This is a genomic window from Methylobacillus gramineus (genome assembly GCF_020532675.1).
GTDB lineage: Bacteria > Pseudomonadota > Gammaproteobacteria > Burkholderiales > Methylophilaceae > Methylobacillus > Methylobacillus gramineus.
Window position 1 is genome coordinate 561,044 of the sequence record NZ_JAJAVE010000003.1, and the last position, 25,025, is coordinate 586,068.

21 protein-coding genes are annotated in these 25,025 nt (G+C 47.6%); 9 read left to right on the forward strand and 12 right to left on the reverse strand.

Annotation, left to right across the window (positions count from 1 at the left end):
• Positions 1-156: 156 nt before the first annotated feature.
• Positions 157-1,071, reverse strand: coding sequence for a transcriptional activator NhaR (gene nhaR, locus LG201_RS13140; RefSeq protein WP_226772658.1), 915 nt, complete (start codon positions 1,069-1,071; stop codon positions 157-159).
• Between the two features lie 145 nt (positions 1,072-1,216).
• On the opposite strand from nhaR, the gene LG201_RS13145 reads away from it, so the two are divergent.
• Positions 1,217-1,564 (forward strand): hypothetical protein, encoded by a 348-nt coding sequence (locus tag LG201_RS13145; protein ID WP_226772659.1) that lies wholly within the window; start codon positions 1,217-1,219, stop codon positions 1,562-1,564.
• Between the two features lie 63 nt (positions 1,565-1,627).
• On the opposite strand, the gene trhO is transcribed toward LG201_RS13145, so the two are convergent.
• The gene (gene trhO, locus LG201_RS13150) at positions 1,628-2,557 is read right to left on the reverse strand and encodes an oxygen-dependent tRNA uridine(34) hydroxylase TrhO (protein ID WP_226772896.1); all 930 of its coding nucleotides are present in this window, start codon (positions 2,555-2,557) and stop codon (positions 1,628-1,630) included.
• Between the two features lie 256 nt (positions 2,558-2,813).
• Between trhO and LG201_RS13155 the strand changes: the two genes are divergently transcribed.
• On the forward strand, positions 2,814-4,997 hold the full coding sequence (locus LG201_RS13155) for a TonB-dependent receptor (protein WP_226772660.1): 2,184 nt from the start codon (positions 2,814-2,816) through the stop codon (positions 4,995-4,997).
• Between the two features lie 92 nt (positions 4,998-5,089).
• Positions 5,090-5,773: a Fe2+-dependent dioxygenase gene (locus tag LG201_RS13160; protein WP_226772661.1), complete on the forward strand. Its 684-nt coding sequence runs from the start codon at positions 5,090-5,092 to the stop codon at positions 5,771-5,773.
• 7 nt (positions 5,774-5,780) lie between these two features.
• Here LG201_RS13160 and LG201_RS13165 read toward each other — a convergent pair whose 3' ends face one another.
• A complete protein-coding gene (locus LG201_RS13165) occupies positions 5,781-7,067 on the reverse strand; it encodes a YhjD/YihY/BrkB family envelope integrity protein (protein ID WP_226772662.1) in 1,287 nt (428 codons plus the stop codon).
• 19 nt (positions 7,068-7,086) lie between these two features.
• The gene (gene pip / locus LG201_RS13170) at positions 7,087-8,049 is read right to left on the reverse strand and encodes a prolyl aminopeptidase (RefSeq protein ID WP_226772663.1); all 963 of its coding nucleotides are present in this window, start codon (positions 8,047-8,049) and stop codon (positions 7,087-7,089) included.
• Between the two features lie 274 nt (positions 8,050-8,323).
• Here pip and LG201_RS13175 point away from each other — a divergent pair, with 274 nt between their 5' ends.
• The 4 genes from LG201_RS13175 (at position 8,324) to LG201_RS13190 (ending at position 13,504) form a co-directional block, all read left to right on the forward strand.
• Entirely contained in the window at positions 8,324-10,201 is a 1,878-nt protein-coding gene (locus tag LG201_RS13175; protein WP_226772664.1) for a methanol/ethanol family PQQ-dependent dehydrogenase, read from the forward strand.
• Positions 10,202-10,335: 134 nt separating this feature from the next.
• Positions 10,336-11,256 (forward strand): substrate-binding domain-containing protein, encoded by a 921-nt coding sequence (locus tag LG201_RS13180; RefSeq protein WP_226772665.1) that lies wholly within the window; start codon positions 10,336-10,338, stop codon positions 11,254-11,256.
• A gap of 119 nt (positions 11,257-11,375) precedes the next feature.
• Positions 11,376-11,906 carry a c-type cytochrome gene (locus LG201_RS13185; RefSeq protein ID WP_226772666.1) on the forward strand — a complete coding sequence of 177 codons (531 nt, stop codon included), beginning with the start codon at positions 11,376-11,378 and terminating at the stop codon, positions 11,904-11,906.
• Positions 11,907-12,166: 260 nt separating this feature from the next.
• Positions 12,167-13,504 carry an NAD(P)/FAD-dependent oxidoreductase gene (locus LG201_RS13190; protein WP_226772667.1) on the forward strand — a complete coding sequence of 446 codons (1,338 nt, stop codon included), beginning with the start codon at positions 12,167-12,169 and terminating at the stop codon, positions 13,502-13,504.
• A gap of 78 nt (positions 13,505-13,582) precedes the next feature.
• Here LG201_RS13190 and lplT read toward each other — a convergent pair whose 3' ends face one another.
• From lplT to LG201_RS13220, 6 genes are all read right to left on the reverse strand, one after another.
• A complete protein-coding gene (gene lplT / locus LG201_RS13195) occupies positions 13,583-14,761 on the reverse strand; it encodes a lysophospholipid transporter LplT (protein WP_226772668.1) in 1,179 nt (392 codons plus the stop codon).
• Positions 14,762-14,853: 92 nt separating this feature from the next.
• Positions 14,854-16,254: a PhoH family protein gene (locus LG201_RS13200; RefSeq protein WP_226772669.1), complete on the reverse strand. Its 1,401-nt coding sequence runs from the start codon at positions 16,252-16,254 to the stop codon at positions 14,854-14,856.
• A gap of 15 nt (positions 16,255-16,269) precedes the next feature.
• Entirely contained in the window at positions 16,270-16,725 is a 456-nt protein-coding gene (locus LG201_RS13205; protein ID WP_226772670.1) for a peroxiredoxin, read from the reverse strand.
• Between the two features lie 86 nt (positions 16,726-16,811).
• Positions 16,812-18,281 carry a sensor histidine kinase gene (locus LG201_RS13210; RefSeq protein WP_226772671.1) on the reverse strand — a complete coding sequence of 490 codons (1,470 nt, stop codon included), beginning with the start codon at positions 18,279-18,281 and terminating at the stop codon, positions 16,812-16,814.
• Positions 18,278-19,075, reverse strand: a complete 798-nt coding sequence (locus LG201_RS13215; protein WP_226772672.1) for an energy transducer TonB family protein — start codon at positions 19,073-19,075, stop codon at positions 18,278-18,280. The genes LG201_RS13210 and LG201_RS13215 overlap by 4 nt, the downstream gene beginning before the upstream one ends.
• An 88-nt stretch (positions 19,076-19,163) precedes the next feature.
• Positions 19,164-20,045 carry a quinoprotein relay system zinc metallohydrolase 2 gene (locus tag LG201_RS13220; RefSeq protein WP_226772673.1) on the reverse strand — a complete coding sequence of 294 codons (882 nt, stop codon included), beginning with the start codon at positions 20,043-20,045 and terminating at the stop codon, positions 19,164-19,166.
• Between the two features lie 245 nt (positions 20,046-20,290).
• Here LG201_RS13220 and LG201_RS13225 point away from each other — a divergent pair, with 245 nt between their 5' ends.
• Both LG201_RS13225 and LG201_RS13230 read left to right on the forward strand, forming a co-directional pair.
• Positions 20,291-21,244 carry a beta-propeller fold lactonase family protein gene (locus tag LG201_RS13225; RefSeq protein WP_226772674.1) on the forward strand — a complete coding sequence of 318 codons (954 nt, stop codon included), beginning with the start codon at positions 20,291-20,293 and terminating at the stop codon, positions 21,242-21,244.
• An 86-nt stretch (positions 21,245-21,330) separates the two neighbouring features.
• Positions 21,331-21,933 (forward strand): cytochrome b, encoded by a 603-nt coding sequence (locus LG201_RS13230; RefSeq protein WP_226772675.1) that lies wholly within the window; start codon positions 21,331-21,333, stop codon positions 21,931-21,933.
• 60 nt (positions 21,934-21,993) lie between these two features.
• Here LG201_RS13230 and LG201_RS13235 read toward each other — a convergent pair whose 3' ends face one another.
• Both LG201_RS13235 and LG201_RS13240 read right to left on the reverse strand, forming a co-directional pair.
• A complete protein-coding gene (locus LG201_RS13235) occupies positions 21,994-22,797 on the reverse strand; it encodes a quinoprotein dehydrogenase-associated SoxYZ-like carrier (RefSeq protein ID WP_226772676.1) in 804 nt (267 codons plus the stop codon).
• A 120-nt stretch (positions 22,798-22,917) separates the two neighbouring features.
• Positions 22,918-25,023: a TonB-dependent receptor family protein gene (locus tag LG201_RS13240; protein ID WP_226772677.1), complete on the reverse strand. Its 2,106-nt coding sequence runs from the start codon at positions 25,021-25,023 to the stop codon at positions 22,918-22,920.
• Positions 25,024-25,025: the final 2 nt, after the last annotated feature.

Sequence of the window (25,025 nt, forward strand, 5' to 3'; positions counted from 1 at the left end):
TAATTACTAAATGTAGAGTGGTATATGCGGTCAAGCTCTCTATGCACTTCTTTGAAGTGGTGAGGGAGTCAATCCATATTTGTATGGGTGCGGTGACGTATCGTTTCCAAGCTTTGGTGCCAGTTGTTAGTGATATATTTGTTTCGTTGAATTGACTTAGCTTGTTGATGGCACTGATTTGTTGAATAAAAATAGTTGGTCAGCGGATTCATTGACTGCTGCAACGGCAGGGTGGTGGGCACGTTTGGGCACGGAGATGGCGTAGAAGTGTTGGGTGAATTCATTGGTTTCTGCAATCTTCATTACGCCGTACTCTTGCTCAATCTCATGGGCAATGACGGATGAGGCAGTGAAAAAGCCTATGCCCGCCATTCCGAAAGCCTTCATCAATGCGCTGTCGTCAAACTCCCCCACTATATTTGGCGTGATGTGCTGGTCATTGAGCCAGCGCATGAGCTGTCCCTGAATCAGACTGTCTTCCCCCATTACCAGCATGGGCGCTCTATGCAGGCGCTCAGGAAATACTCCAGGGTATTTGAGTGCAAGCTCTGCTTTGGCAAAGAAGCTGGTGCCGCTTTCCCCCAGTTTATGGCTGATGCCATTGATATTGACTTCATTGGGCATGGGACGATCTGCTAGCACCAGGTCAAGTTTGTGAATGGCCAGCTGGGCCAGCAGGGTTTCAAAGTTATCTTCACGGCAGACGATGCGGATAGGATCTTCTAGCGACATTGCTGCGGATAGGAGGTGGTAGGCGATTGATTTGGGAACGAATTCTGCGATCCCTACATTGAATAGGCGCGGCCGTTTCTTGGGTTGGTGGCGCAGGGTTTCCTCTAGCATGCTGCCAGTTTCAAAAATGCTTTCGGCGTAAGGCAATGCCATTCTGCCCGCATCTGTCATTTCCAGTCCACGACCTACTCGCTTGAACAGAGTGACATTGAGGTCTGCTTCCAATAATGAAATCTGCCCGCTTAACGTTTGAGGCGTGACGCCTAATTGTTCACTGGCTTTTACCAAGCTCCCGGCTTTTGCCACCGCCCAGAAATAGCTCAATTGCTTGTAATTCATGGCCGCTCTCCATCGCTCAATGGAAGATACTTCGGTTTTTTCGAAGTGTTACTCAATGGATAGTATGTTTTTCTTGGGGTTTGAGTCTAGTACTATTGCAACCATTGTAAGGGAAATTTACAAAGACCATAACTTGGAGATAATCATGAAAAAGACAATGTCAGTTGCAGTAATTGCTTTAGTCGCCGCTTGGGCTCCATTGGCTCAGGCTGATAACACAGAGGCTTTGTTCAACAACCAAATGGTGGCCGCTGCCAGCATTAACCCTAATACAATCTCTGTAGACCCACATGTTTCTGAAGTTCAGGCTGTTGCCTCTCATGAAGATGTTGTGAAGTCCAGAAACCTCAGGCCACATTTCAAGCATCACTTCAATCTCAATAAAATTGACACAAGTGGTGTTAGCGCAGACCGCAATGCAGGCAAGAAGTTTGTTTACGTGACACATCCTAAGCACCACTTCAAGGTGAAAAGGTATGTAGGCGTTAACTAAATTTCAAACTGACAATTGCAGTTGTCAGTTTGACCTCAACCCCTGAACATCAACTGTCAGGGGTTATTTTTTATACTTTCTGGCATTGTCACCGATGTGCACCTCACCACGCTTGCGAGCAAGCTCTATCTGTTTCTGACGTTCTTCGATGCTGGCGCGTTTTTCAGGCGACAGTGCGTCATAGCAGCACGGGCATGAAATGCCCTTCACATACTGCTCTGACGCCATATCTGTAGCAGAGATCGGGTGGCGGCAGGCAAAGCATTGGTCATAATCCCCAACCTCCAGCCCATGCTTGACGGCAACGCGCTGGTCAAAAACAAAACACTCACCTTCCCACATACTTTCTTCAGGTGGGACATTTTCCAGATACTTCAGAATTCCACCTTGCAGGTGATATACCTCTTCAAACCCTTGTTCCATCATATATGAGCTGGCTTTTTCACAGCGAATGCCCCCTGTGCAAAACATGGCGACTTTCTTATGTTTTGATGGGTCCAGGTTTTTGCTCACGTATTCAGGAAATTCCCGGAAGGTCGTGGTTTGAGGATCTAAAGCACCTTTGAATGTGCCTATGCCATATTCGTAGTCATTACGTGTATCAATCACGATGACGTCAGGATCAGAAATCAATGCATTCCAGTCCTCAGGTTTGACATAGTTGCCCACTTTTTTATTGGGATCGATGCCCGGAACGCCAAGCGTCACAATTTCTTTCTTGAGCCTGACCTTCATGCGGTAGAAGGGTAATTCGTCAGTGAATGATTCTTTATGCTCAATATCAGCAAGCCTTGCATCTTGGCGCAGATAGGTCAGCAAAGCATCAATCCCGGCTCGATTTCCTGCAACGGTGCCGTTAATACCTTCTTCTGCCAGTAACAGTGTGCCTTTGATGTTTTGTGCATTACAAAATGCAAGTAGCCCAGGTTGAACTTCCTGGTAATCCGGCAGGCTGGCAAATTTATATAAAGCGGCAACGACAATATTTGACACGGTTAACTCTCGCGATTGGGATAAAAGGAAATAGGCATCGCTTTTACCAGATGAACACATCATTAAAGGGTTGCATGCCCTGGATTGCAACATGCTAGAAACGACCAAGCGCAATATTCTAATTTAAATTTCCATATTTTTCATGTGGTTAATTGTTGTTATTTAGCAACAAGTAGGAAATATATCTTGTATCGATAATCTTTCTTATTTATATTCACGTTTCTTAAAATATGTAAACTGATGTAAAGGGAAAATTGTGCTGAAGGTATTAGGTCAAAAAGCAGGGTTTAATTTCAAGCCTGTAAGTGCAGCGGTTGCACTTATTTTTGTAGGATCTGCATTTGCGGCTGAAGAAGGAGGGGCGCTACCAGAGCTAGAAGTACAAGGTAAGAAAGAAAATCCATATAAAGTCGAGAAGTCAGCTAACCAAAAGTTTACTGCTACGCTGAAAGATACGCCGAAGTCTGTGACAGTAGTGACCCAGGACGTGATTAGAGACACAGGGTCAAATACTTTTCAGGATGCCCTGCGCACAGTGCCAGGAATTACCTTTGGGTCTGGAGAAGGTGGTGGCTCGGCCATGACTGATAGGCCATTCATTCGAGGTTTTGATTCACAAAGTTCAATTTTTGTAGATGGTCTTCGTGATCTTGGCGCACAAACTCGTGAAGTATTTGCTATTGAGCAAATGGAGGTATTGAAAGGGCCTAGTGGTGCTTTTGATGGCCGTGGTTCTGCGGGTGGTAGCATCAATATCGTGACCAAGCGCGCTAAGGCTGATAATTTCACTTCTGGTTCTATCGGCCTAGGTACCGACAGTTATCGTCGAGCCACTTTTGACGGTAATTATATGATTGGCGATGATGCTGCCATTCGCCTAGTTGGTATGGTGCACGATGCGGACACTCCGGGACGCGATTCGGTGGATGTGAAGCGTTGGGGATTTATGCCATCTATCACACTAGGCTTAAATGGCCCAACCTCGGCAACGGCTAACTGGTACCACTTCGAAACGGATGATATGTCAGATCGAGGTTTGCCTTATGCGGATAATAGTGGAGTGCTTCATCATCGACCTTTGAGCGTTAGCAAGGATAACTTCTATGGCTTCAAAGATAAAGATTATCAGAAAACCGATAGTGATATTGGTACGCTGGAGCTCAAGCATGCATTTACTGATGATGTTGTACTGCGGAATACCTCTCGCTACGGTATTAGCAAAAACAAGTATGTAACCACCCGTGCTTTGGTTCAAGCAGCTGGTGGTGCCTCTGGTTTGCTTAATCTTAATAATCAAGCACGCTATACTAAAACGGAAACGCTGAGTAATTTGACAGATGTTTCTTTCATTTTTGCGACTGGCACAATCAAACATACTATGAATGTAGGCTTTGAATGGTCCAAGGTGGAAACTGACCAATTTGCTGCACTTACGACTGGGACTTTATCATCACCCGTAAATATGTATGACCCAGATCCAAGCAGACCTTCAAATCTTGATGTGAGCTTTAGTGGAACTCCCTCCAATACAACTACTAGTAGAAACCATTCGTTGTATGCATTTGATAGCATCGAGCTGAGTGAAAAGTGGATAGTTAATGCTGGCCTACGTTACGATAAATTCAAAATTAACAGAGACTCAACAACGGCTGCAGATAATGCTACGGCGGATCACACCTTCTGGAATTATCAACTTGGTGCTGTCTATAAAATTAATGATAGAGGCAATGTATATGCGTCATATGGCACCTCAAGTACGCCAGTAGGTCTGAATAATGGGGATGGTAATCAAGAGAATGGTTATCTTCTGTCGGGAAGCACTGCTAATTTAAGACCAGAACGTACTAAGAGTTTTGAGGTAGGTACTAAATGGGATGTTCTAGATGGATTGTCCTTAACTGCAGCTGCTTTCTATACAGAGAAATACGATGCTCGTGTTCTTGTTGCGAACGATGTGTATGCAAATGCTGGTGAGGTGAAAGTTAAGGGCATTGAACTTGGAGCGGCAGGGAAAATTTCAGACAAATGGAATGTCTTCGCTGGCTATACTTATCTGGATACGGAGCAATCTAAAACAGGTCTAATTGCTGGCGGTATGACTGATCTTGGAAGTGCTGCGAATAAAGGAAATAATTTACCAGGTATCGCTAAAAATAGCGCAAGCCTATGGACTACATACAGTGTGTTGCCGGCATTAACTGTTGGCGGTGGCGCGTTCTATGTTGACAAGGTTTATGCTGATCCAGGTAATTCCTTATATGTTCCTTCTTATGTCCGCTGGGATGCAATGGCTTCATACAAGTTTGATGATCGTATCAGTCTGCAGCTGAATCTGCAGAACCTGACGGATAAGCGGTATTTCAATCAGACATATACACGTCATTTTGCAACTGTTGCCCCAGGACGACTGGCATTTGTTTCATTGAATTTCAAGTTTTAGTGCTTTAATATAAATTCAATATATCTCGCGTTAACAACCCTATGGAGGTGTAACCTCTGTAGGGTTTTTTGCTTGTAGCAGGAGTAAAAGAAATGTTGATTGAAATTCCAGCAGTATTGACCAAGGAGCAAGTACGTCAATGTCGCGCCGTGATGGATGCGGCGGAGTGGGTGGATGGTAATGTGACATCGGGGAGCCAGTCTGCACTTGCCAAGCATAATATGCAGTTGCCTGAAGGGGCGCCTGTTGCGCGCCAAGTGGGTGATCTTATTCAGGATGCTTTGGGCATGAGTCCCCTGTTTATTTCGGCGGCTTTGCCGCTCAAGGTTTTTCCTCCGTTGTTCAATCGCTATGAGGGCGGACAAGCTTTTGGTACACATGTGGACAACGCCATCCGCCAGTTGCGCGGAACCAATTTTCGTATTCGAAGTGATTTATCCGCGACATTATTTTTGTCTGAGCCTGAAGATTATGATGGGGGGGTGCTGACCATAGAGGACACATTTGGCTCGCAGGAGGTCAAGTTGCCAGCAGGACATATGGTGCTTTATCCCTCCAGCAGCCTGCATCATGTGACGCCTGTAACACGTGGTGTCAGGGTATCTTCATTTTTCTGGATGCAGAGTATGGTGCGCGATGATGCGCAACGTACCTTGCTGTTCCAGCTGGATAACGCGATTCAGAAACTCACGGCAGATAAAGGTGGAAAAGATGCGGAAGTGATCAGCCTGACCGGGGTTTATCACAATCTCCTGCGCATGTGGGCAGATAGCTAAAGTGGTTTTACACGGAGCCTTGCACATGATTGTCTTGCAGGCGGCTAGCCATCTGCTTAAGAAAATTCATGGCAATACGGGGCTCACCTAGCAGTAAGGTTTCGATATTGGCAGAGGTGACCACCACGACTTCGGCTTGATCCGAAATTACCTTGGCATCCGCGACACGTGGCGTTTCTGTGAGAAACGCCATTTCCCCGAAATAGTCACCAGGATTGAGGTCTCGCAATACATGGCCGTTAAGGGTCAGTGTGATTTTGCCTGAGACCAGATAGTAGAGATCGTGGCTGGCATCGCCTTTGCTGAAAATATAGTCATTCTTTTGATATTGCTTGCCATATCGTTCCATCAGCTCCAGCAGGTAGGTCTCTTTGTCCTCCGGCATGCGGTCAAATAGTCCACGCAGCAGAAGCACATCTTTTTTACGCAGGGTGGAGATGAGCTCTGTGCCAAACATGAATACGACAAACGTGTAGTAAAGCCAGCCTATCGAAATAAACAGGTTTTTCATGCCGCCAAAAACAGCGCCATATGATGGGTTGATGGATAAAAACAATCCAAACGCCGGGCGCATGGCCAGCCAGAGTAGTGCCGTGATCAACGAGCCGATTAAGATATGTTTGAGATTGACTCGCACCGGGAAAAATACGCGATAAAAGATCCCGATTAATAAGGTGGTCAATAATAAGGAGGTAGCTGAGTTGATGTATTTGGAGTGCGAGGCGTGCGGCTCTAGAATGCTGATGACTTTTTCTATCCCCAGCCCCAGGATGGTAAACAGGAAAAACATGAGCAATATGCCCAGAACGGCGAGGATATCCTTCATCTGACGCCGAATGAAGGAGGGTGCTTCTATAACGCTGGCAATGGTGTAAAAGGCAGAACGTAATGCCCCTGCGAGTGGCGTGACAATCCAGAACATGGCGACCATCCCAAAGACGCCCCATGCGGCTTTATGCTGGGAGGCGTTGTAAACCTCTACCATGATGCGGTTGCTGAGCTTGGGTACCAAATTACTCACCAATATAGCCAGCTTGACGATGGCGTAATTAGATGAAATCACCAGATGGCTCAACATGAAGAACATGAGCAGGATCAACGGGATCAGCGCAAACATCGCATAGAAGGATAGCGACGCTGATATGCTGAAGCCATTGTGCACCTGAAAACTGTTCAGTGTTTCACGCAGTACAAAAAACGGTGTGCTGTATCGGTGGCGTGCGTAAGCGCGGCGCGGCATCGCCAGGGCTGGATGAGTGCCGAGATTTTTCACTCGGTTGAATTTGAAAGCCACAAGCAGCAATCCTTGAAAATTAGCCGACGACCGTTGATTGTCTCTTAAATTTCTCCGTAGCGGCAATCAAAGCGGCGCAAGTGCCTGGCTCCATTCCTGAATGTCCTGCATCGGGAATCATATGAAACTCTGCGTGCGGCATGGCTTGATGCAGCAGATGTGCCGTCAGTGGGGGACACACCATGTCGTAACGGCCTTGCACTATCACGGTCGGGATGTGGGTCAAACTGCTGACTTCTTTCAATAGGTTGCGATCGCCGACAAAGCATTGGTTCTGTATGTAATGAATCTGCACTCTGGCGCGGGATAGTTCCAGAGGCCCATTCGCTGGGCTGCTATTGGATGTATTGGCTGGAGGCAGCAGCGTCATGATGCTGGATTCATAGGCATTCCAGTGAATGGCTGCGGGCTCACTAATCGTGGGATCTGCAGAAAATACACGGCTGGCAAATGCAGACAGCGGGTTGTCTCTTTCTGCGGCTGGCAGATATGAAAGTAACTGTGTCCAGTTTGCCGGGAAGAAATGCTCAATATCTTGCAAGAACCATTCAAGCTCGCTGGTCCGGCTAAGGAATATGCCACGTAATACAAGCCCGCTGACGCGATGAGGGTGTGCCAGTGCATAGTTCAGTGCCAGCGTACTGCCCCACGATCCACCAAACACCAGCCATTGATCGATATTTAAATGTTGGCGTAGCGCATCAATATCGTCTACCAAGTGCTGCGTGGTGTTTTCCTCTATGCAGCCTTGGGGCTTGCTTCGCCCACAGCCGCGCTGATCAAGCAGGATGATGCGATAGTGCTGGGGATCAAAGTAACGCCTTTGTGCGGGATTACAGCCACTGCCAGGACCGCCATGCAGAAACACAACAGGCTGCCCTGCTGGATTGCCGGACTGTTCAAAATACATTTGATGGGTAGGCGATACATGAAGCCAGTCGTGCTGATAGGGCTGAATTTCCGGGAAAAGTGTGCTGGTCATGGTTGTGAGGTATGTCCTATGGTTTCAGGAGTATATATATTTTTATATGGGAATTTATCTCATTCAATTAAGGAATTATTTAATTGTAAGTAAATTGTAAATAGAGTATTGCAAAACGTTTTGTAGTGAACTAATATGCAATCTACTCGCTTCAGAGTGAGTAAAAGGCAATGTCTGCACTGTGTCGTAAACCTGTAATTATAAATGGGTCGCGCGCAATGTGGACTTCGGTCTTGTTAAACCCTTAGTAGTATCACTATGGAGATTTATAAAAATGGAGATGAGCAAAGTCAAGCTGGCTCTGGGAGTAGCTTTCGGTATGACCATGGCATTGCCAATGGTTGCATCCGCAGCTGCAGATCAAGAAGCCGCTCTGAAGGATTCCAATAACTGGGTGCATCCACGTGGTCAGCACAATAATCAGGGCTATAGCGCCCTGAATCAAATCACCAAAAGCAACGTTAAAAACGTTAAGGCTGCTTGGCAGTTTGCTACTGGTGTAAACCGTGGTCATGAAGGTTCACCTGTTGTTGTTGGTAACATGTTGTATGTACATACAGCATTCCCTAACAACGTATACGCACTTGACCTGAACGATAATCAAAAGATCGTTTGGTCATATTTCCCTAAACAAGATCCATCTGTACAAGCTGTTCTCTGCTGCGATAACGTAAGTCGTGGTCTGGGCTTTGGCGATGGCAAGATCTTCTTGCAACAGAATGACGGCGTATTGGTTGCACTTGATGCCAAGACCGGTAAGAAGGTTTGGGATGTAAAGGTTAATGATCCTAAGTTGGGCGCTACTAACACTAACGCTCCTCACGTGATCAAGGACAAGGTTCTGACTGGTTGTTCAGGTGCTGAATTCGGTGTTCGCTGCTTCTTGGCTGCGTTTAACCTGAAGGATGGCTCTTTGGCATGGAAGGCATACAGCACAGGTCCTGATTCTGAAGTGCTGATTGGTGCTGACTTCAACAAAGAAAACCCACACTACAGTTCACTGTCTGTTTATGAAGACGTAAACGGTGGTAACAAAGAAGGCGGTTCTTTCAAGGCTCTGCCTAAAGAAAAGCTGAAGTTCCCAGAAAAAGACCTTGGTGTTAAGACATGGCTGAAGCCACAAGCTGTTAAAGACGGCTGGCAACACGGCGGTGGCTCTACATGGGGTTGGTGGCCATATGACCAGAAGACAAACCTGGTTTACTACGGCACTGGTAACCCATCTGTTTGGAACCCAGACGTACGTCCAGGTGACAACAAGTGGTCCATGACAATCTTCGCTCGCGATCTGGACACTGGTATCGCTAAGTGGGGTTATCAAATGACGCCTCACGATGAGTGGGATTATGACGGTATTAACGAAGTCATCCTGTTCGACAAGGGCGGCAAGACATACGCTTGGCACCATGACCGTAACGGTTTTGCTTACACATTTGATGCATCGAACGGTTCCATCATCGCTGCTGAAAAAGTGCATCCATTCGTTAACTGGGCAACCGGTGTTGATCTGAAGACTGGTACTCCTCAGAAAGATGGTAAGTACTCCACTCACCAAGATTACAACGCTAAGGGTATTTGCCCTGCAGCGCTGGGTACAAAAGACCAACAGCCTGCAGCTTACTCCCCACGTACTGGCCTGGTTTACTCACCACTTAACCACGTTTGTATGACATACGAGCCAGTTGAGTCCAAGTACATCGCCGGTCAACCATGGGTTGGTGCTACTTTGACCATGTTTGCTGGTCCTGATGGCGTAATGGGTGGCTTTGCTGCTTATGATCCATTGACCAACAAGAGCAAGTGGTACAACAAGGAGAAGTTCTCTGCTTGGGGTGGTGTTCTGACTACAGCTTCTGACCTGGTGTTCTACGGTACTCTGGATCGTTGGTTCAAGGCTGTTGACGCACAATCTGGTAAAGAATTGTGGAAGTTCCAAGTAGGTTCTGGTGTGATTGGTAATGCATTCACATACAGCCACAAGGGTAAGCAATACGTTGGCGTACTGTCCGGTATCGGCGGTTGGGCTGGTGTAGCGATGAACCTTGGTTTGGAAAACTCTACCGATGCGCTTGGCGCAGCCGGTGGTTACAAAGAACTGACCAAGTACAACGCTGCTCCTGGCGGCGGTGCACTGAACGTGTTCAGCCTGTAATCTCTGTTAATGCAGAAATTGCAACGCTAACATCAGTTAGTTGCTCGCAAGCACCCCGCCTATGGCGGGGTGCTTTTTATCTTTGATAGGCAAATGCAAATACGATTGTTTATCACTGAAGAAGGAAGTCAGTAATGCTAAATACGCTGAAAAAAGTTTCCCTTTTATTGCTATTAACTGGTTTTACTCAGGTAGCTTTGGCAGATGGGCCAGCTACGAATACCTTGGATGTGGATAGTGAAGTAGGCCGTGGTGGTTTGCCGGTTCGGGAAGATAACCCGAATGAGTTAAAAGTATGTGCGGATTTTGATAACTTGCCTTACTCCAATGGCAAGCAAGAAGGTTTTGAAAACAAGATTGCTCAATTGATCGCTAAAGATCTTGGCAAGACTTTGTCATACCAGTTCTGGTATGACCGTATGGGTTTCATTAGAAACACGATTAATGCGCATCGCTGTGATGTGATCATAGGCACCGTAGATGGCAATGACATGTTGTTGACCTCCAAGCCCTATTATCGCTCAGGCTATGTGTTTGTTTACCGCCAGGATAGCGGATACAACATTCAGGACTGGGATTCTCCAGATCTACGTAAAGGTATTATTGGCGTAGTGGGTCAAACCCCTCCTTCCCGCCCTTTAAACGACAAGGGCTTGCTGGGTAATTCCCGTCCTTACCGCATCATGCGTGACCTCAATCTGCCCCCTAGTTTCATCATTGATGATCTGGTGAAGGGTGATATCGATGTGGCTGTGCTGTGGGGGCCAATTGCTGGCTACTATGCCAAGAAATCCAGTGTGCCTTTGGTGGTCGTTCCGGCACCAGAGTATGAAAAAGAAAATATACACGGCAAGGAATACTGGAATATTTCCCTGGCGGTGCGTAAACGCGACAAAGAGCGCTTGGCGATCTTGCAGGAAGTGCTGGATCGACGCCATGCCGACATTATCAAAATCCTGGATGAATATGGAATTCCTCATGTCCCAGTGGTTGAAGGTGATAGCGTAGAGAAAAAAGGCAGAGAAAAGGGTGATGTTATTCCCAAATTTGAGTAAGAATTTTTCATGAACTGAGTCAACTGTTTCACTGTCTGACTCGTTAATTGAAGTGCAGGCTGGTGCATATGCAAACCAATCAGTCGAAGTTTAAGAGTTTATAAAAGCAAGGAGAAAGTATGTTGAATCATGGAGTGGTAAAAGCAACATTAGCAGCGTCTATTCTGGCGCTTGTAGGACTGGCAATTCCGATGCAGGCAAGTGCTGCATGTAATTTGGTCTCAACGAAAGACAACAGTCCTTTGAATATCAAGGTTGAGGCTGACGATACCCCTGAAGCGAAACAGTTTCTGGAAACTTGTGTGAATCCTTATACCAAGATTTTTGCTGATGATCCTACTAAGGCAAAGCAAGGCAAGAGCAAGTTTGGATTGTATTCATGCACTACATGCCATGGCCCTAACGGCGATGGTCAGGTAGCTGTGTCAATCACTGACGACCGTTGGCAGTACAACAAGCATATTACCGACAAGGGTATGTTTGAAACTATCGCTGGTGGCTCCAATGGTGGTATGGCAACTTGGCATAGACAAGTTGCTGGTAATCCAGATCTGGTTTCCACTGATGAAATCCTGAAGATTATTGGCTTCTTGCGTAGCCAGTACAAGGGCGGTGGTGACAAGCCATGGCTGACTGAAAAGCCTCAGTAAGGATCAAGTGAAGGTGCAAGTGAGCCAAGATTAATTGAAAAGTTATTCTGCTTTTACTGCCTGATAAAAAGAGCGGCCATTGTGAACAACAGTGGCCGTTTTTTTATGCGTGTTCCAAGCTTTAGGGGTAAAATCAGCAGAATGGAATGTAGGCGCAAGATCAGCCACTAAAGCCAATACTCATCATTATGTGAGGTTTGGGTATAAGTGTTGTACTTGCCCAATCTGGTTAACATTGTTTAGACCTGGAAAGTGAAGTTATGCAATTGGAAACGCAAGCAAGTTCAGATTTGCATCATGTCGTGATCGTTGGTGGTGGTGCTGGTGGCCTGGAATTAGCCACTCGCCTTGGCGATAGCCTGGGACGTAAGAAGAAGGCGCATATCACCCTGATTGATCGTACCCGCACGCATGTGTGGAAGCCATTACTGCATGAAATTGCGGCAGGCAGCATGAATCCTGATAAGCATGAGCTCGAGTATATTGCCCAGGCACACTGGCATCACTTCCATTTCCGTCTCGGCAATATGGATGGCCTGGATCGTACCAAGCAAGAAGTTTATGTTGCTCCGTTCCATGACGAGGATGGAGTCGAGGTCATTCCACGTCGTACCTTTAAATATGACACCCTGATTATTGCCATTGGCAGCACCACTAACGATTTCGGTATTTCAGGCGCACGCGAGCACTCCATTGCTTTGGATACTCAAGGTCAGGCAGAGCGCTTTCACAAGCGCCTGCATAACGCACTGATACGGGCCCAGACACAGGCTGAACCTATCCAGGCAGGACAGCTTGAGGTAGTGATTGTGGGCGCTGGAGCAACAGGCGTGGAGCTGGCAGCAGAGTTGCACAACACCACACGTGAGGTGGCCGCTTATGGCCTGGACAAGATTGATCCAGATAAAGACATCAAAATTTCCTTGATCGAAGCCAGTGACCGTGTGTTACCTGCCCTGCCGCCTAAGCTCTCCATGGCGGTAGATGTTGAGCTCAGGAAATTACGTGTTCATGTCTATGCTGGTGAGCGGGTAACCGAGGTAACCAGCAAGGGCGTCTATACCCATAGTGGCCGTTTTATTCCCTCTGCACTGGTGGTATGGGCAGCGGGTATCAAGGCCCCAGATTTCCTGCGCGAGCTGGATGGTCTGGAAGTGAATCGAATCAATCAACTGATTGTGAAGCGTACCCTGCAAACAACATTGGATCAGAACGTGTTTGCATTTGGTGATTGCGCCGCATGCCCATGGCCTGGTCATGATGAAAACGTGCCACCAAGAGCGCAATCTGCACACCAGCAAGCTTCCATGCTGGTGAAGACAGTCAAGAACCGTGTCGCGGGCAAAGATAGTCTGCCTGAATACACGTATCGTGATTATGGCTCACTGGTGAATCTGGGACGCTATTCCACAGTCGGTAATCTTATGGGGTCAGTAGCAGGTGGCACCATGTATATTGAAGGTATATTTGCACGCCTGATGTACCAGTCTTTATACCAGATGCATTTGATGGCCTTGCATGGCTTCTTTGCCGTGGTGCTGCAGATATTGGCACGCATCATTACCCGCAGGACAGAGGCGAGAGTTAAATTGCATTAATTGTTTCTTACTTTCAGCCCAATAAAAAGCCCGGATTTCCGGGCTTTTTATTGGGAAAACGCTACATGAGCAGAGTTTCTATATTATCTTGGCGCTGGATTTCTGTGCTTGGTAGAGCTTGTATATACCGCTCATGCTGATGCTGACAAATAAGCCAAATGCGACAATGATGTAGTTTATCTCGATATCTGCCTTGACCATCACGGTGTAAATGCTGATCAGTGCAGCAATGCCCAGATTCTCGTTGAAGTTCTGTACGGCAATTGAGTGGCCCGCCCCGATGAGTTGGTGTCCACGATGTTGCAGTAATGCATTTAGAGGTACCACTAAGTAACCGCTCAAGGCCCCAATCAACAGCAGCAGTACGCATGCCAGAATCCAGTTAGTGATAAAGATCATGCTGATCACGAGTACACCCACGACAATGCCGACAGGTAATACCTTGACTGACTCTTCCAGCTTGATCATCCTTGCAGCGGCAATCGAGCCGAAGGCAATGCCGATGGCGACGACCACCATCATATAGGTGGATTGTTCTTGATTAAAATTTAGCGCAAAGCCCGCCCATGCCAGTACGACAAAGCGCAGGGTGGCAGCGACGCCCCAGAATAAGGTCGTGACCGCTAGTGAAACCCGCCCTTGAGCATCTTTCCATAAGGCCTTGAATGAGTGCCAGAAGTCTGAAATCAGGTAAATAGGATTCTTCTTGGTCAGTTTGTGATCAATCGGTACCTTGGGAATATAGATGTTGAAGATAGCTGCCAACATATAGAACGCAGTAATGACGATCATCGCCACTTGTATGTTGATGCCAGGCAGTATGGCGCCAATGACAGTGCCAAGCACAATCGCCATGACGGTTGATCCTTCCATCCAGCCATTGGCTTTCACCAGCATTTCCTGAGGCAGGTACTCTGTCAGAATGCCGTACTTGGCGGGTGAGTAAGCTGCCGCGCCTATGCCGACAATACCGTAGGCAAATAGTGGCGGCATGCCAAACACCATGGCAGTGCTACCGACAAATTTGATGGCATTGGATACGAACATCACTCTGCCTTTGGGGAAGGCATCGGCAAAGGACCCGACAAAAGGGGCTAGGATGATATAGGAGATGACAAAGAACCATTGCAGCAGGGGATCATGCCAGCTTGGTGCCTCCATGTCCCTGAGCAAGGCGATTGCAGTGAACAGCAATGCATTGTCGGCTAGCGCTGACAAAAACTGCGCTAGCAGTATGATATAGAAACCCGGATTCATCGCTGCCTTGTCACACCAGGAAGTACATGGTGTTTTTTCATCCTGTTTTTGTAGCTGGCAACGCCAGTGCTTGTCATTCTAATCTTCAATTGTTACAGAATATCTGCTGCAAAATCAGCCAGTCTGGAGCGCTCACCGCGTACCAGTGTGACATGGCCGTTATGCGTCCAGCCTTTAAATCGATCCACCACATAGGTCAGACCTGAACTGCCTTCTGTCAGGTAAGGCGTATCAATTTGCGCAATATTACCTAAACAAACTACTTTAGTCCCAGGGCCTGCACGCGTAATCAATGTCTTCATTTGTTTTGGCGTCAAATTCTGAGCTTCATCAATGATGAGGAATTTATGTAGGAAAGTCCGGCCACGCATGAAGTTCAATGATTTTATCTTGATCCGTGTCCGAATCAGATCCTGAGTGGCGGCTCTTCCCCACTCACCCGCTTCTTCATCAGACTTATTCAGAACGTCGAGATTATCCTCCAATGCGCCCATCCATGGGGCCATTTTTTCTTCCTCAGTGCCTGGCAGGAAGCCAATGTCCTCTCCAACTGGCACAGTCACCCGGGTCATGATGATTTCACTATAGATTTTCTTATCCAGCGTTTGAGTCAACGCGGATGCCAGCGTCAGTAGTGTCTTGCCAGTACCAGCCTGGCCAAGCAGGGTGACGAAATCGACTTCCGGGTCCATCAAGAGGTTGAGCGCAAAGTTCTGCTCACGGTTGCGCGCCGTAATCCCCCATATATTATGCTTGGCCTGGGTGTAATCCTTGACTACTTCGAGCACGGCACTGTTACCCTCAGTCGATCTCACAATCGCATGAAAGGGTTTCTCGAACTCATAATAGACAAACTCGTTGATCAGGAAGCTTTTACAGAGCGGCCCGTTAATACGGTAAAACATACGGCCTGCATCCTGCCAGGACTCCAGGGCCTTGCTGTGTTTGTCCCAGAAATCTGCAGGCAGTTCCTTCATGCCGCTATAGAGCAGGTCAGTATCTTCCAGCACCTGGTCGTTGAAGTAGTCTTCAGCCGCAACGCCGATAGCCCTGGCCTTGATGCGGATATTGATGTCCTTGCTGACCAGTACCACTTCCCGGTGAGGTTGCGAGGTATGCAGTTCCAGCACGACGCTGAGTATCTGATTGTCGGCCTTGCTGCCTGCCAGCATGGGTAACTCTGCGGTAACCGCAGCGGTTTGCAGGAACAGTTTGCCACTCACATGTTTATTGCTGTTAATCGAAAGCGGACAGCCTTCTTCAAGACTGGAAAGATTGGTGCCGACAATTTCTTCCAGGTTACGGCTTGCCTGACGTGCATTACGCGCTACTTCGGTCATGCCTTTCTTGTTGTTGTCCAGTTCTTCCAATGTCACCATCGGGAGATAAATGTCATGCTCCTCAAATCTGAACAAGCTTGAGGGGTCATGCATCAGAACATTCGTGTCGAGTACAAACAGTTTGGTGCTTGCAGTAGTAAGCTTTTTGATCATCTGGCAGGTCCCTGGTCAAATAGATTGAATAAACTCGAGCACTTCCTGGGCGTGGCCGTCCACTTTTACTTTACGCCACTCATGAACCAGAACGCCTTTCTCGTTAATGACAAAGGTGCTGCGTTCTATGCCACGTACTTCTTTACCATACATTTTCTTCATTTTGATTACGTCAAACAGCGTACAGGCTTTTTCCTCTGTATCTGCTAGCAACTCGAAAGGGAATGTGAATTTGGCCTTGAAGTTTTCATGGGATTTGAGGCTGTCGCGTGAAATGCCGACGACTTCTGCGTTGTTGGTCTGGAGGGCAGGATAAAGATCACGTAAGTCTTTACCCTGATTGGTGCAGCCTGGCGTGTTATCTTTTGGATAGAAATAAATCACCAGTTTTTTGCCAATATACTCGGAAAGCCTAAAAATTTTCCCGCTGGTGGAAGGGAGTTCAAAATCTGGAATAACTTGATTAAGCATAATGGACATTAAACAGTAGACACCCACATTGTTGATAAAAAAAACCGTTAAAGCAAGCGGGTTATGTGGGGTATATGCATTAAAACTCAGCTTTTCTGGTGATTGCGCGGTAGTAACAGCTCGGTTGAGGTGCCGGTTGGGATGCGGGAGTTGAAATGAATACTGCCTGATAATGCTTCAAAGACTTTGAAGGCGAAGGGAATGCCAAGTCCGGTACCAAATCTTTTGGTAGTGGGGCCTGGGCTGATGGCATGCGGGTCTGGGGTGAATGGCATCCCAGGGCCCTGATCATATATCACAAGCTGGATTGTCTCTTCTGATAAGTGGATGTGCAGTTCGATGGTGGTATGGAAAGGTGATGCCTCTACCGCGTTGAGCAATAAGTTGTATAAGGCTTGCTCCAGGAGGTTTTCATCAGTAAACATGCGGTCATCTTCATCCTCCCAATCAGGCAGAATGAAGTGCAATGATCGTTCTTGAATTTTTTCCTGTAATGGAACGAGCGCCCCTTGTAGTATTTGCCTTAAGCTTGTGTGGCTGGGTTGTGGTTTGAGGGGGTGTAGATACGCTAATAGGGCACGCGTCCAGCGATCAAGTCGGTCTACCGTGCTGATAATGGCTTTGAGCGAATCCCGTGTTTCCTGATCCAGCTCGTTGCTGTCTGCTACCTGGGCTGTAGCACGAATGCTGGCAAGTGGGTTGCGGATATTATGCGCAAGCATAGGCACTAACAGGCCCAATGCAGCTTGTTTCTCTGAACGAACCAGCGCTTCCTGGCTGTGCGTCAGCTCTTCAGCCATACGATTGATGGATTGTGACAGCGTTGCCAGTTCGGCCACGCCTTCTTCTGGCGCTTTGTAGTTCAGGTTGCCTGCGCTGATTTCACTGGTTGCGTGCAGCACGCCACGGATTGGACGTACGATGGCGCGGTTGAGGAAAATGCGGGAGAACACCAACAACAGTAATGCCAGTCCAATGGGCACCATCAGCAAGGTAATTGATGTGCTTTTAGCTTCCTCCAGCCGGGAGGATAGCTCGCGCTGTTTAAGTAATAACAAGCGTTCTGCTCGCGCTGAAATAATTTCGTAACGATGGAAAATGCCTGATTCAAGATGGGTGTTCAGTGTTTTTTCAAGCGCCTCATCGCTATATTCTTGTGGCCGGTTAAAGAAGCGCTGTGTTTCTATGACAAATGCCTGATAGCTGTTCTGTAGATCCAGAATGGCAGACTTTTCCTCCTGATCTACCGTCAACTCAAGTAGTTTTTTGAAATGCACACCGATGGACTGGGTATAGACGTTGTATTCCTCCTGCGCATGTGGGTCCTTGAGGAAGTACATATCAAAAAGCTCTTTCATCTGGCGATACAGATCGCCGCGCGTTTGCTGAATTTCCTGCACCATCAAATTGATGCGTTGCGACTCCTGCGAGGATTGATCCCATAATCGCATGCCAATCACACCTGCAGTCCCGGCCAGCACGACGAGCAAAATAAATGTCAGTTCATGGATCAGCAATACGTCTTTTAAGGATTTGGAACGTGGTGGTTGGCTCATGACTCTTCCAGGCTGAAGGGGATGGGCACCAAGATGTTGAGTATCTTTCCTCGCAATGCCTCTGGAGGGGCTGGCAGTGGGGAGGCCTTCTTGACCATGGTGAGCGCTTGCTCATCCAGCACTTTATGCCCACTGGACTTCTGGATTCTGCTGGAAATCACATTGCCATTGCCGTCACTTTGTACCTCAACGATGACTTCTCCCTGCCAGCCACGCATCTGCGCGATTTTGGGATATTGCTTGTACTTGGAAATGGCCTTCGCCAGCATGCTGCCATAAAGATTACGCGCCGCATCCATGTCCTGCTGGCTAGGTCCTTGCACTTGCACAGGGGGAGCTGGCGGAGGTGGTGTTGGCGTTGGCGTAGTTTGCACTGGTGCGACATGTTCTTTGGGGGCTACCGACATGACCTCAGGGGCAGGGGTAGCCGGTGGTGCGCTGTCTGTGGATTCCGTTGGCTTGCTTGGTGTTACTTCTTCCACCATTTTTTGGATGGGTTTTGTGACCTGAGGGACGGCGGTAGGTTTCGGTGGTGGTTTTACTGGCTCAGGTGGTTTGATGGGCTCAGGTTCGGCTGTCTTTGTTGGTTCTGGTTCTGCCACTGGTGTCGGGGCGGCAGTGGATGGTGGCGCAGGAGCCAGCTCTACCGTTAACACGGGTGGTGGTTCATCGTCCGTAAAATCGAAAGCGGGTAGTTGCAAGACAAGAATCGCATGCAATGCCAAGGAGCCAATAATAGCCCAAACCAGCGTTTGATCTTTACTAGGCAATGGGAGTGAAGTAGAAGCCAACATGGGGGTTCATTAAGTTTTTATGCTGCTTATTATGCGGGATCGCTGAATTATTGGGCTATGTAGCGGTAAACATTTTCTGCATCGTTGCCTATTCCCATTCCAGTACAGGATAGATCAGGTTCACATTGCGACGGTTAACTGAATTGAACAGCAGCCATTTATCTCGCTCCTGCCCGGCAGCAGATTGCATTGCCTGCTCCATGGTGCCGCCTTTTTTGATGGATGCCCTGACGTCATTCAGGAGCAGGTCAAGGTAACGATATTCATTGTCTAGTGCAGTAATAAAGCTTGTAGTGGCGGGGCCGTGACCAGGAATGGCGATATTCACACCAGGTAATTGCTTCAGCTTGTTGATGGTCGCCAGCCAGCCCTTGATATCACCATCAATAGAGGGTGTCCGGTCAATAAATAGCAGGTCGCCAGTCCAGAGGGTGCCGGTTTGTTCATCGAAAACGGTAAGATCGGTATTGGTGTGAGCGCTAGGATAGGCGGTGAGTACCAATGTTCTGTTGCCGAGATCAATCACCTGGGAAGTGTCTACCGTGATGCTTGGTTTCACTATCTCACTGCCTGCAAAGGCTTGTTTCAGCAAATTGTTCCCCTGGCGCATATAGGCTTCCTGCCTGAGCGTCATGGCATTGCCCAGCTTGCTATGGCCAATAAATGCGGCTTTGTCATTGAGGAATGCGGCATTGCCAAAAATATGATCGGGATGAATGTGTGTATTGATCACATAGAGGACTGGCAATTTTGTCACGGCAGCGATGGCTTGGCGCAACTCACTGCCAAGCTGGTAGCTGCCACCCGTATCAATGACAGCCACCCCCTTGCTGCCGATGATAAAGCCGATATTGCTGATATCACCGTGGTAGCCATCATCAAGGTCCTCATGCACACCTTGGTGCACATACACCCCTGAAGCCACTTCTTTTATGGACAGGTTTTCTGCAAATGCCAGGGGCGCTAACATCAAGCTCAAGCTGATGATGACCCAGCCTGCTGTGCTTCTGCAAGCTGTGGTCAGTACACTGCGGGAACAATCAACAGCTGAAGCAGGTATCATGGGAGCGTTGGCTTGATCTATGGTAAAGACACATGTTAAATGCCTGTATACCAATCTGTAAATATCAGATGGAACTTGAGCAGTCATCGAGCGTCTGAAACAATGCGTTATAAAAACGATTAGAATGAGTTTGTAAGAACATGGAGAACGTTATGCAATGCAAATTTGAGTTAAAGCTCTTGGCGGCTTCTGCTGCTTTATTGTTTTCAGGTTCACTGCTGGCAGCCCCTTTTGCCTATTCGACCAATGAGAAATCGGGGACGGTATCCATTATCGATACCCAAACAGACCAGGTGGTTGGCAGTTTCAAGGCAGGCCAGAAACCACGTGGCGCGGCAATTACCAATGATGGAAAATACCTGTTTGTCAGTGACCAGAAGCAGAATGCCCTGCTGGTGATTGATCTGGCCAAGAAGTCCATCTCCGATACAATCAAGCTGGATGAGTCTCCTGAAGGCGTGGGCATTTCTCATGATGGCAAGTGGATTTCTGCTGCCAATGAGGAAGACAACACAGTTTCAGTGATTGATACTACAACGCACAAAGTCAGCTACAAGGTCAAAATGCAGGGCAAAAACCCAGAGCATGCCGAATTCAGTCCTGATGGTAAGTGGATGTACGTGAGTGCTGAAGAAGCCAAATATGTGGATGTGGTGGATCTGTCCAAACGCGCTTCTATCAAGCTGGTTGAGGTGGGGGAGCGTCCACGCGGCATTGGTTTCCTGCCTGATAGTTCCAGAGCCTATGTGGCCAATGAAGCTGCTGGTACCGTTTCCGTGTTTGATACCAGCAAGCATGAAGTGATTGCGACCATTAGCGTTGGCACACGCTCCAATGGAGTTAAAGTGCTGCCTAATGGCAAGAAGGTCTATATTTCTAATGGTGGCGACGGCACATTGTCCGTGATTGATACTGCCACCAATAAGGTCACTGCCACTATTCCGGTGGGTAAGCGTCCCTGGAATATGGATGTCACTCCTGATGGCAAGAAACTCTATGTTGCCAACGGCAAGTCTAACTCAGTATCCGTGATTGATACCGAGACTGACAAGGCGATTAAGGAAGTGACTGTCGGTGATACACCATGGGGTGTGTTCGTACACTAGAGTAGACCTACATGCCGGCATTGCGTGGATATGATGTGCAGGATAGCTGCGCTGTCTGTCGGCATGTTCGATTGGCTGGATAAGAGATGAATAACGCTGTTTCAAGATATGGCAAGGTTGCCATTACCCTGCACTGGCTGGTTGGTTTGGGCATTATTATCTTGTTTGGTCTGGGCTGGTACATGAATGAGTTGCCCAAAGGCGGCCCCAAGGTCATGAGTTTTGATATGTTTGATCTTGGTCTGTTTACCTGGCACCTCACAGAAGCGGTATCGCCACGTACCTTCTATTTCAACCTGCATAAATCTATTGGTCTGACGGTTTTCTTCCTGATTGGATTACGCGTTTACTGGAGATTGACGCATCAACCTCCAGCATTGCAAGCCTCTTTGCAGCGCTGGGAGAGGATAGTGGCCCACGGGACGCATCACTTGCTTTATCTGCTGATGGTATTGATGCCAGTGACCGGTATGTTGACCACGCTTTATAGCAAGTACGGTTTGACCTGGTTTTCCATTCCTGTCTTACCCGGGCTGGATGAACCGGGCTTGCGTGACTTCTTTGTGGCAGCGCATGAACTCACTGCTACGGTGCTGTTCCTGCTCATTAGCCTGCATATTGCCGCTGCCCTCAAGCATCAGTTTCTTGACAGGGACGACACCATGAAGCGCATGTCGTTTTTTAAATGACTCATGCCCGAGGTTGAATAAAAAAAGGACGCTGATGCGTCCTTTTTTTATTCCCGCCAGTTATTCGACGGCGAGTGTATGCGCAAACTTTCCTTCTTCATTATCGTGTGCTTTCACTTCAAGCTTGCCTGGGGCTGGTGGTACAAAGTCAAAGCGCAAATAAGGGTCTTCGCTGGTGCCTACCCCGAAGTCGACATCCAGTACGGGTTTACCATCATAGGTGAAAGTCGCTTTTTGTATATAAAAGGCGGGGCGGAAACCTTGTGACACCAGGTCTCGCTGTAGGCCGGTAAACATCGGGTGTTTGATGATGAATGTGGTCGTGGTGGCTTGGTTGAAGGTCACGGGTGTTTCGACATTCAGCTTGATTTTACCTGCAGCTGCCAATACCGCCTGATCGTCGCCATCGACTGCGCCGCCACAGCCTCCGGAAGCCCGGATTGGGATTGCTGTCGTAAAGAGTTTTCCATCTGCTGTTTCACCAACTGCGTGAATGAACGAGTCCGTTTCAAGCCGGATGCGTGTGGACAGGGTCAATTTCCCCAGCAGTTCTGACAGGTGGTAAGTGGCTGCAAGCTGGATTGGATTGGCGTCCACGATGATATAAACAGACTTGATTGCGTCAGCAGCACTCTGCGGTCTGTCTATCGTCAGCGTGATAGGCACTTGTGCGCCACTTTCTGCCCGCTTAGGCCCTGACAGGGTAATGAAATCAGCTTCTTCTATATTGCGTTTGGGGAAGAAGCCCTCTTTGATCACAGGCCAGATGTCAGGTGAAGCCTCAGCCCAGGCGCTACCGCCTGTAATGGTAAAGATAATGGCTGCGAGGGAAATAATGATGTTGCTATGTAAGCCTGTGTTCATATGCTCTTCTCCATATATGACTCGATTTTTTATTATTTTGATTAAGCATACAACAAACCAGGGGTTTACTACACAGCGATGATCGCTGGTAATAAACCCCTGGAAGAGAGAATATGAAGATTAGAATATATAGGTTGCGTTCAGGCCCATCAGCCAGTTCCGACCTGCACTTGGTTCATAGAAGCGATTATTCCCATCATTCACTCGGATTGAGCCTATATATTCCTTGTCGAATATATTTTCTACCCGAACATATTCGCTGAGACGCCAGTTTTGCAGCTTTTGCTGGAAGCCGGCACGAATGTTAAAGATGGTGTAAGAGTCTGCAGTATCAGTATTCACGTCATTGACGTATACCTTGCTGTTATGGCGAGCTTCAAAAGCCGTGCTGAATCCAGTTGTTTGATGTTTCCATGCAATCTCACCATATATCTGGCTTTTATAGGTGCCAGGTAAACGATTGCCGGATTCAATGGTGTTATTTAATGCATTTGTATAAGTAGAGTCGAATTTTGCATTTAATAAGGTGTATGAGCCGAATAGGGAAAGATTATTAGCAAATTTGGATTCAATGGAAAGCTCAGCACCATTGCGTTTAGTCTTGTTTGCATTTGTGTAGCTGACATTTCCAGCATTGTTTCCTTGTACTACGATTTCATCGTCAGTATGTATATTAAACCAGGTTAGATTTGCAACGGTGTTGTTACCTATGAATGCTTTTGTGCCAATTTCAAAATTGCGGCTCTCACTAGGTTTCAGACCAAGGTTGGGGCCTGAAACTGGATTCACTGTTGCATATGCAGCTTCTGCAAAAGTTGGTGTTTCGAAGCCTTTCCCGTAGTTGGTGTATACGTTCCAGCTTGGTGTAATTTTCCAAACAGCACCAATAACGGGTGTGGTTTTTTCGTAAGTGACGTTACCACTTTTATCGATACCCCCAGATAATAGATTGTCATCAACCTCTAGTTTAACTTTGGTGCGGCGGGCACCCAAGTGGAGGTCGAGGTTATCTAGTACAGACCATTGAGCCTGAATGTATTTGTCGGAGTTGGTCGCGATGTTTTCTTCATCTCGATTTAATATGCCAGTTTTGATACCGCCGGTAGCGTTGATATCTAAACGATCATCCCTCATCTTGCCGTATGTGAGTCCTATGCTGATATTGTATGGTTTGCTGAAAAGCTCGCCTTTATTGTTCCAGCGAAGATCTGTACCCCAGAATTCACGATCAATAGAGCTCGCGCGTCCAAGAGCATTAAATTGGTTAATCGAGAGATATTGTTCGTTTTTACGAGTACCTACATATGAAATCAGATTGATCGAGTTATTGTCATTAATCTTATGTTCAAGATTGAAGCCCACTTGTGTTTGACTACGAGATACGCGTGTGTCAGCGCGTAATGCGCTAGGGGCTGCTTGTTTGCGGTCAGCTCGTACCTCACTCCTGTTAAGACCTAGGGGATCATCCGCTTCTTGATCAAACCAGTTAATCAATGTGGTGAGTTTGGTGTCCTCATTTAGATTGAAGCGGAATTTGGCTGTGCCTTGTTCTTTTTTATTACTACTGTGATCGCGGTAGCCATCTGAGGAATAATTTGAATAGTTTATTAGGTATTCAAGACCGTCTGCAGTACCTGCTGCCCGTACATTTTCACGACGAGTGTTATAGCTGCCGAATAAAACACCACCCGATAACTCATGACCTTGCGGTGCATTCTCTGTCAGTAACTGAACCACGCCACCAGATGAGTTGCCGTACAGGGTGGAGAATGGGCCACGCATGACTTCTATACCTTGCATAACACCAAGGTCAACGCTGCCAGGTTGACCACTGCCATCTGGATAGGTTAGTGGAATGCCATCCACATAAACGCGAACGCCGCGAACGCCAAATGCAGAGCGCGCACCAAACCCACGTGTGGAAATTTGGGGATCCTGAGACATTTGTGTGCGGTTTTGTGCGGTGATGCCTGGCACGCGGATGAGGCTTTCTGACAGTGTCATCTGGGCCTGTCCATCCTGGATTTGATCTTTGGTAACAACATCAATCGCGACTGGCAGGTCAAAGCTTCTTTGCGCTGCCCGTGTCGCTGTCACGACCACTGGGGATACCACCTGCAAGGATTCTTTGCTATCGGCCTCTTCCGCCAAGACAGGGTTTGAAGTCCCCCAGACACTTAATACAGCGAGCGGAATGAGTTTGAGTGAATACGATTTTCTTTGCATGG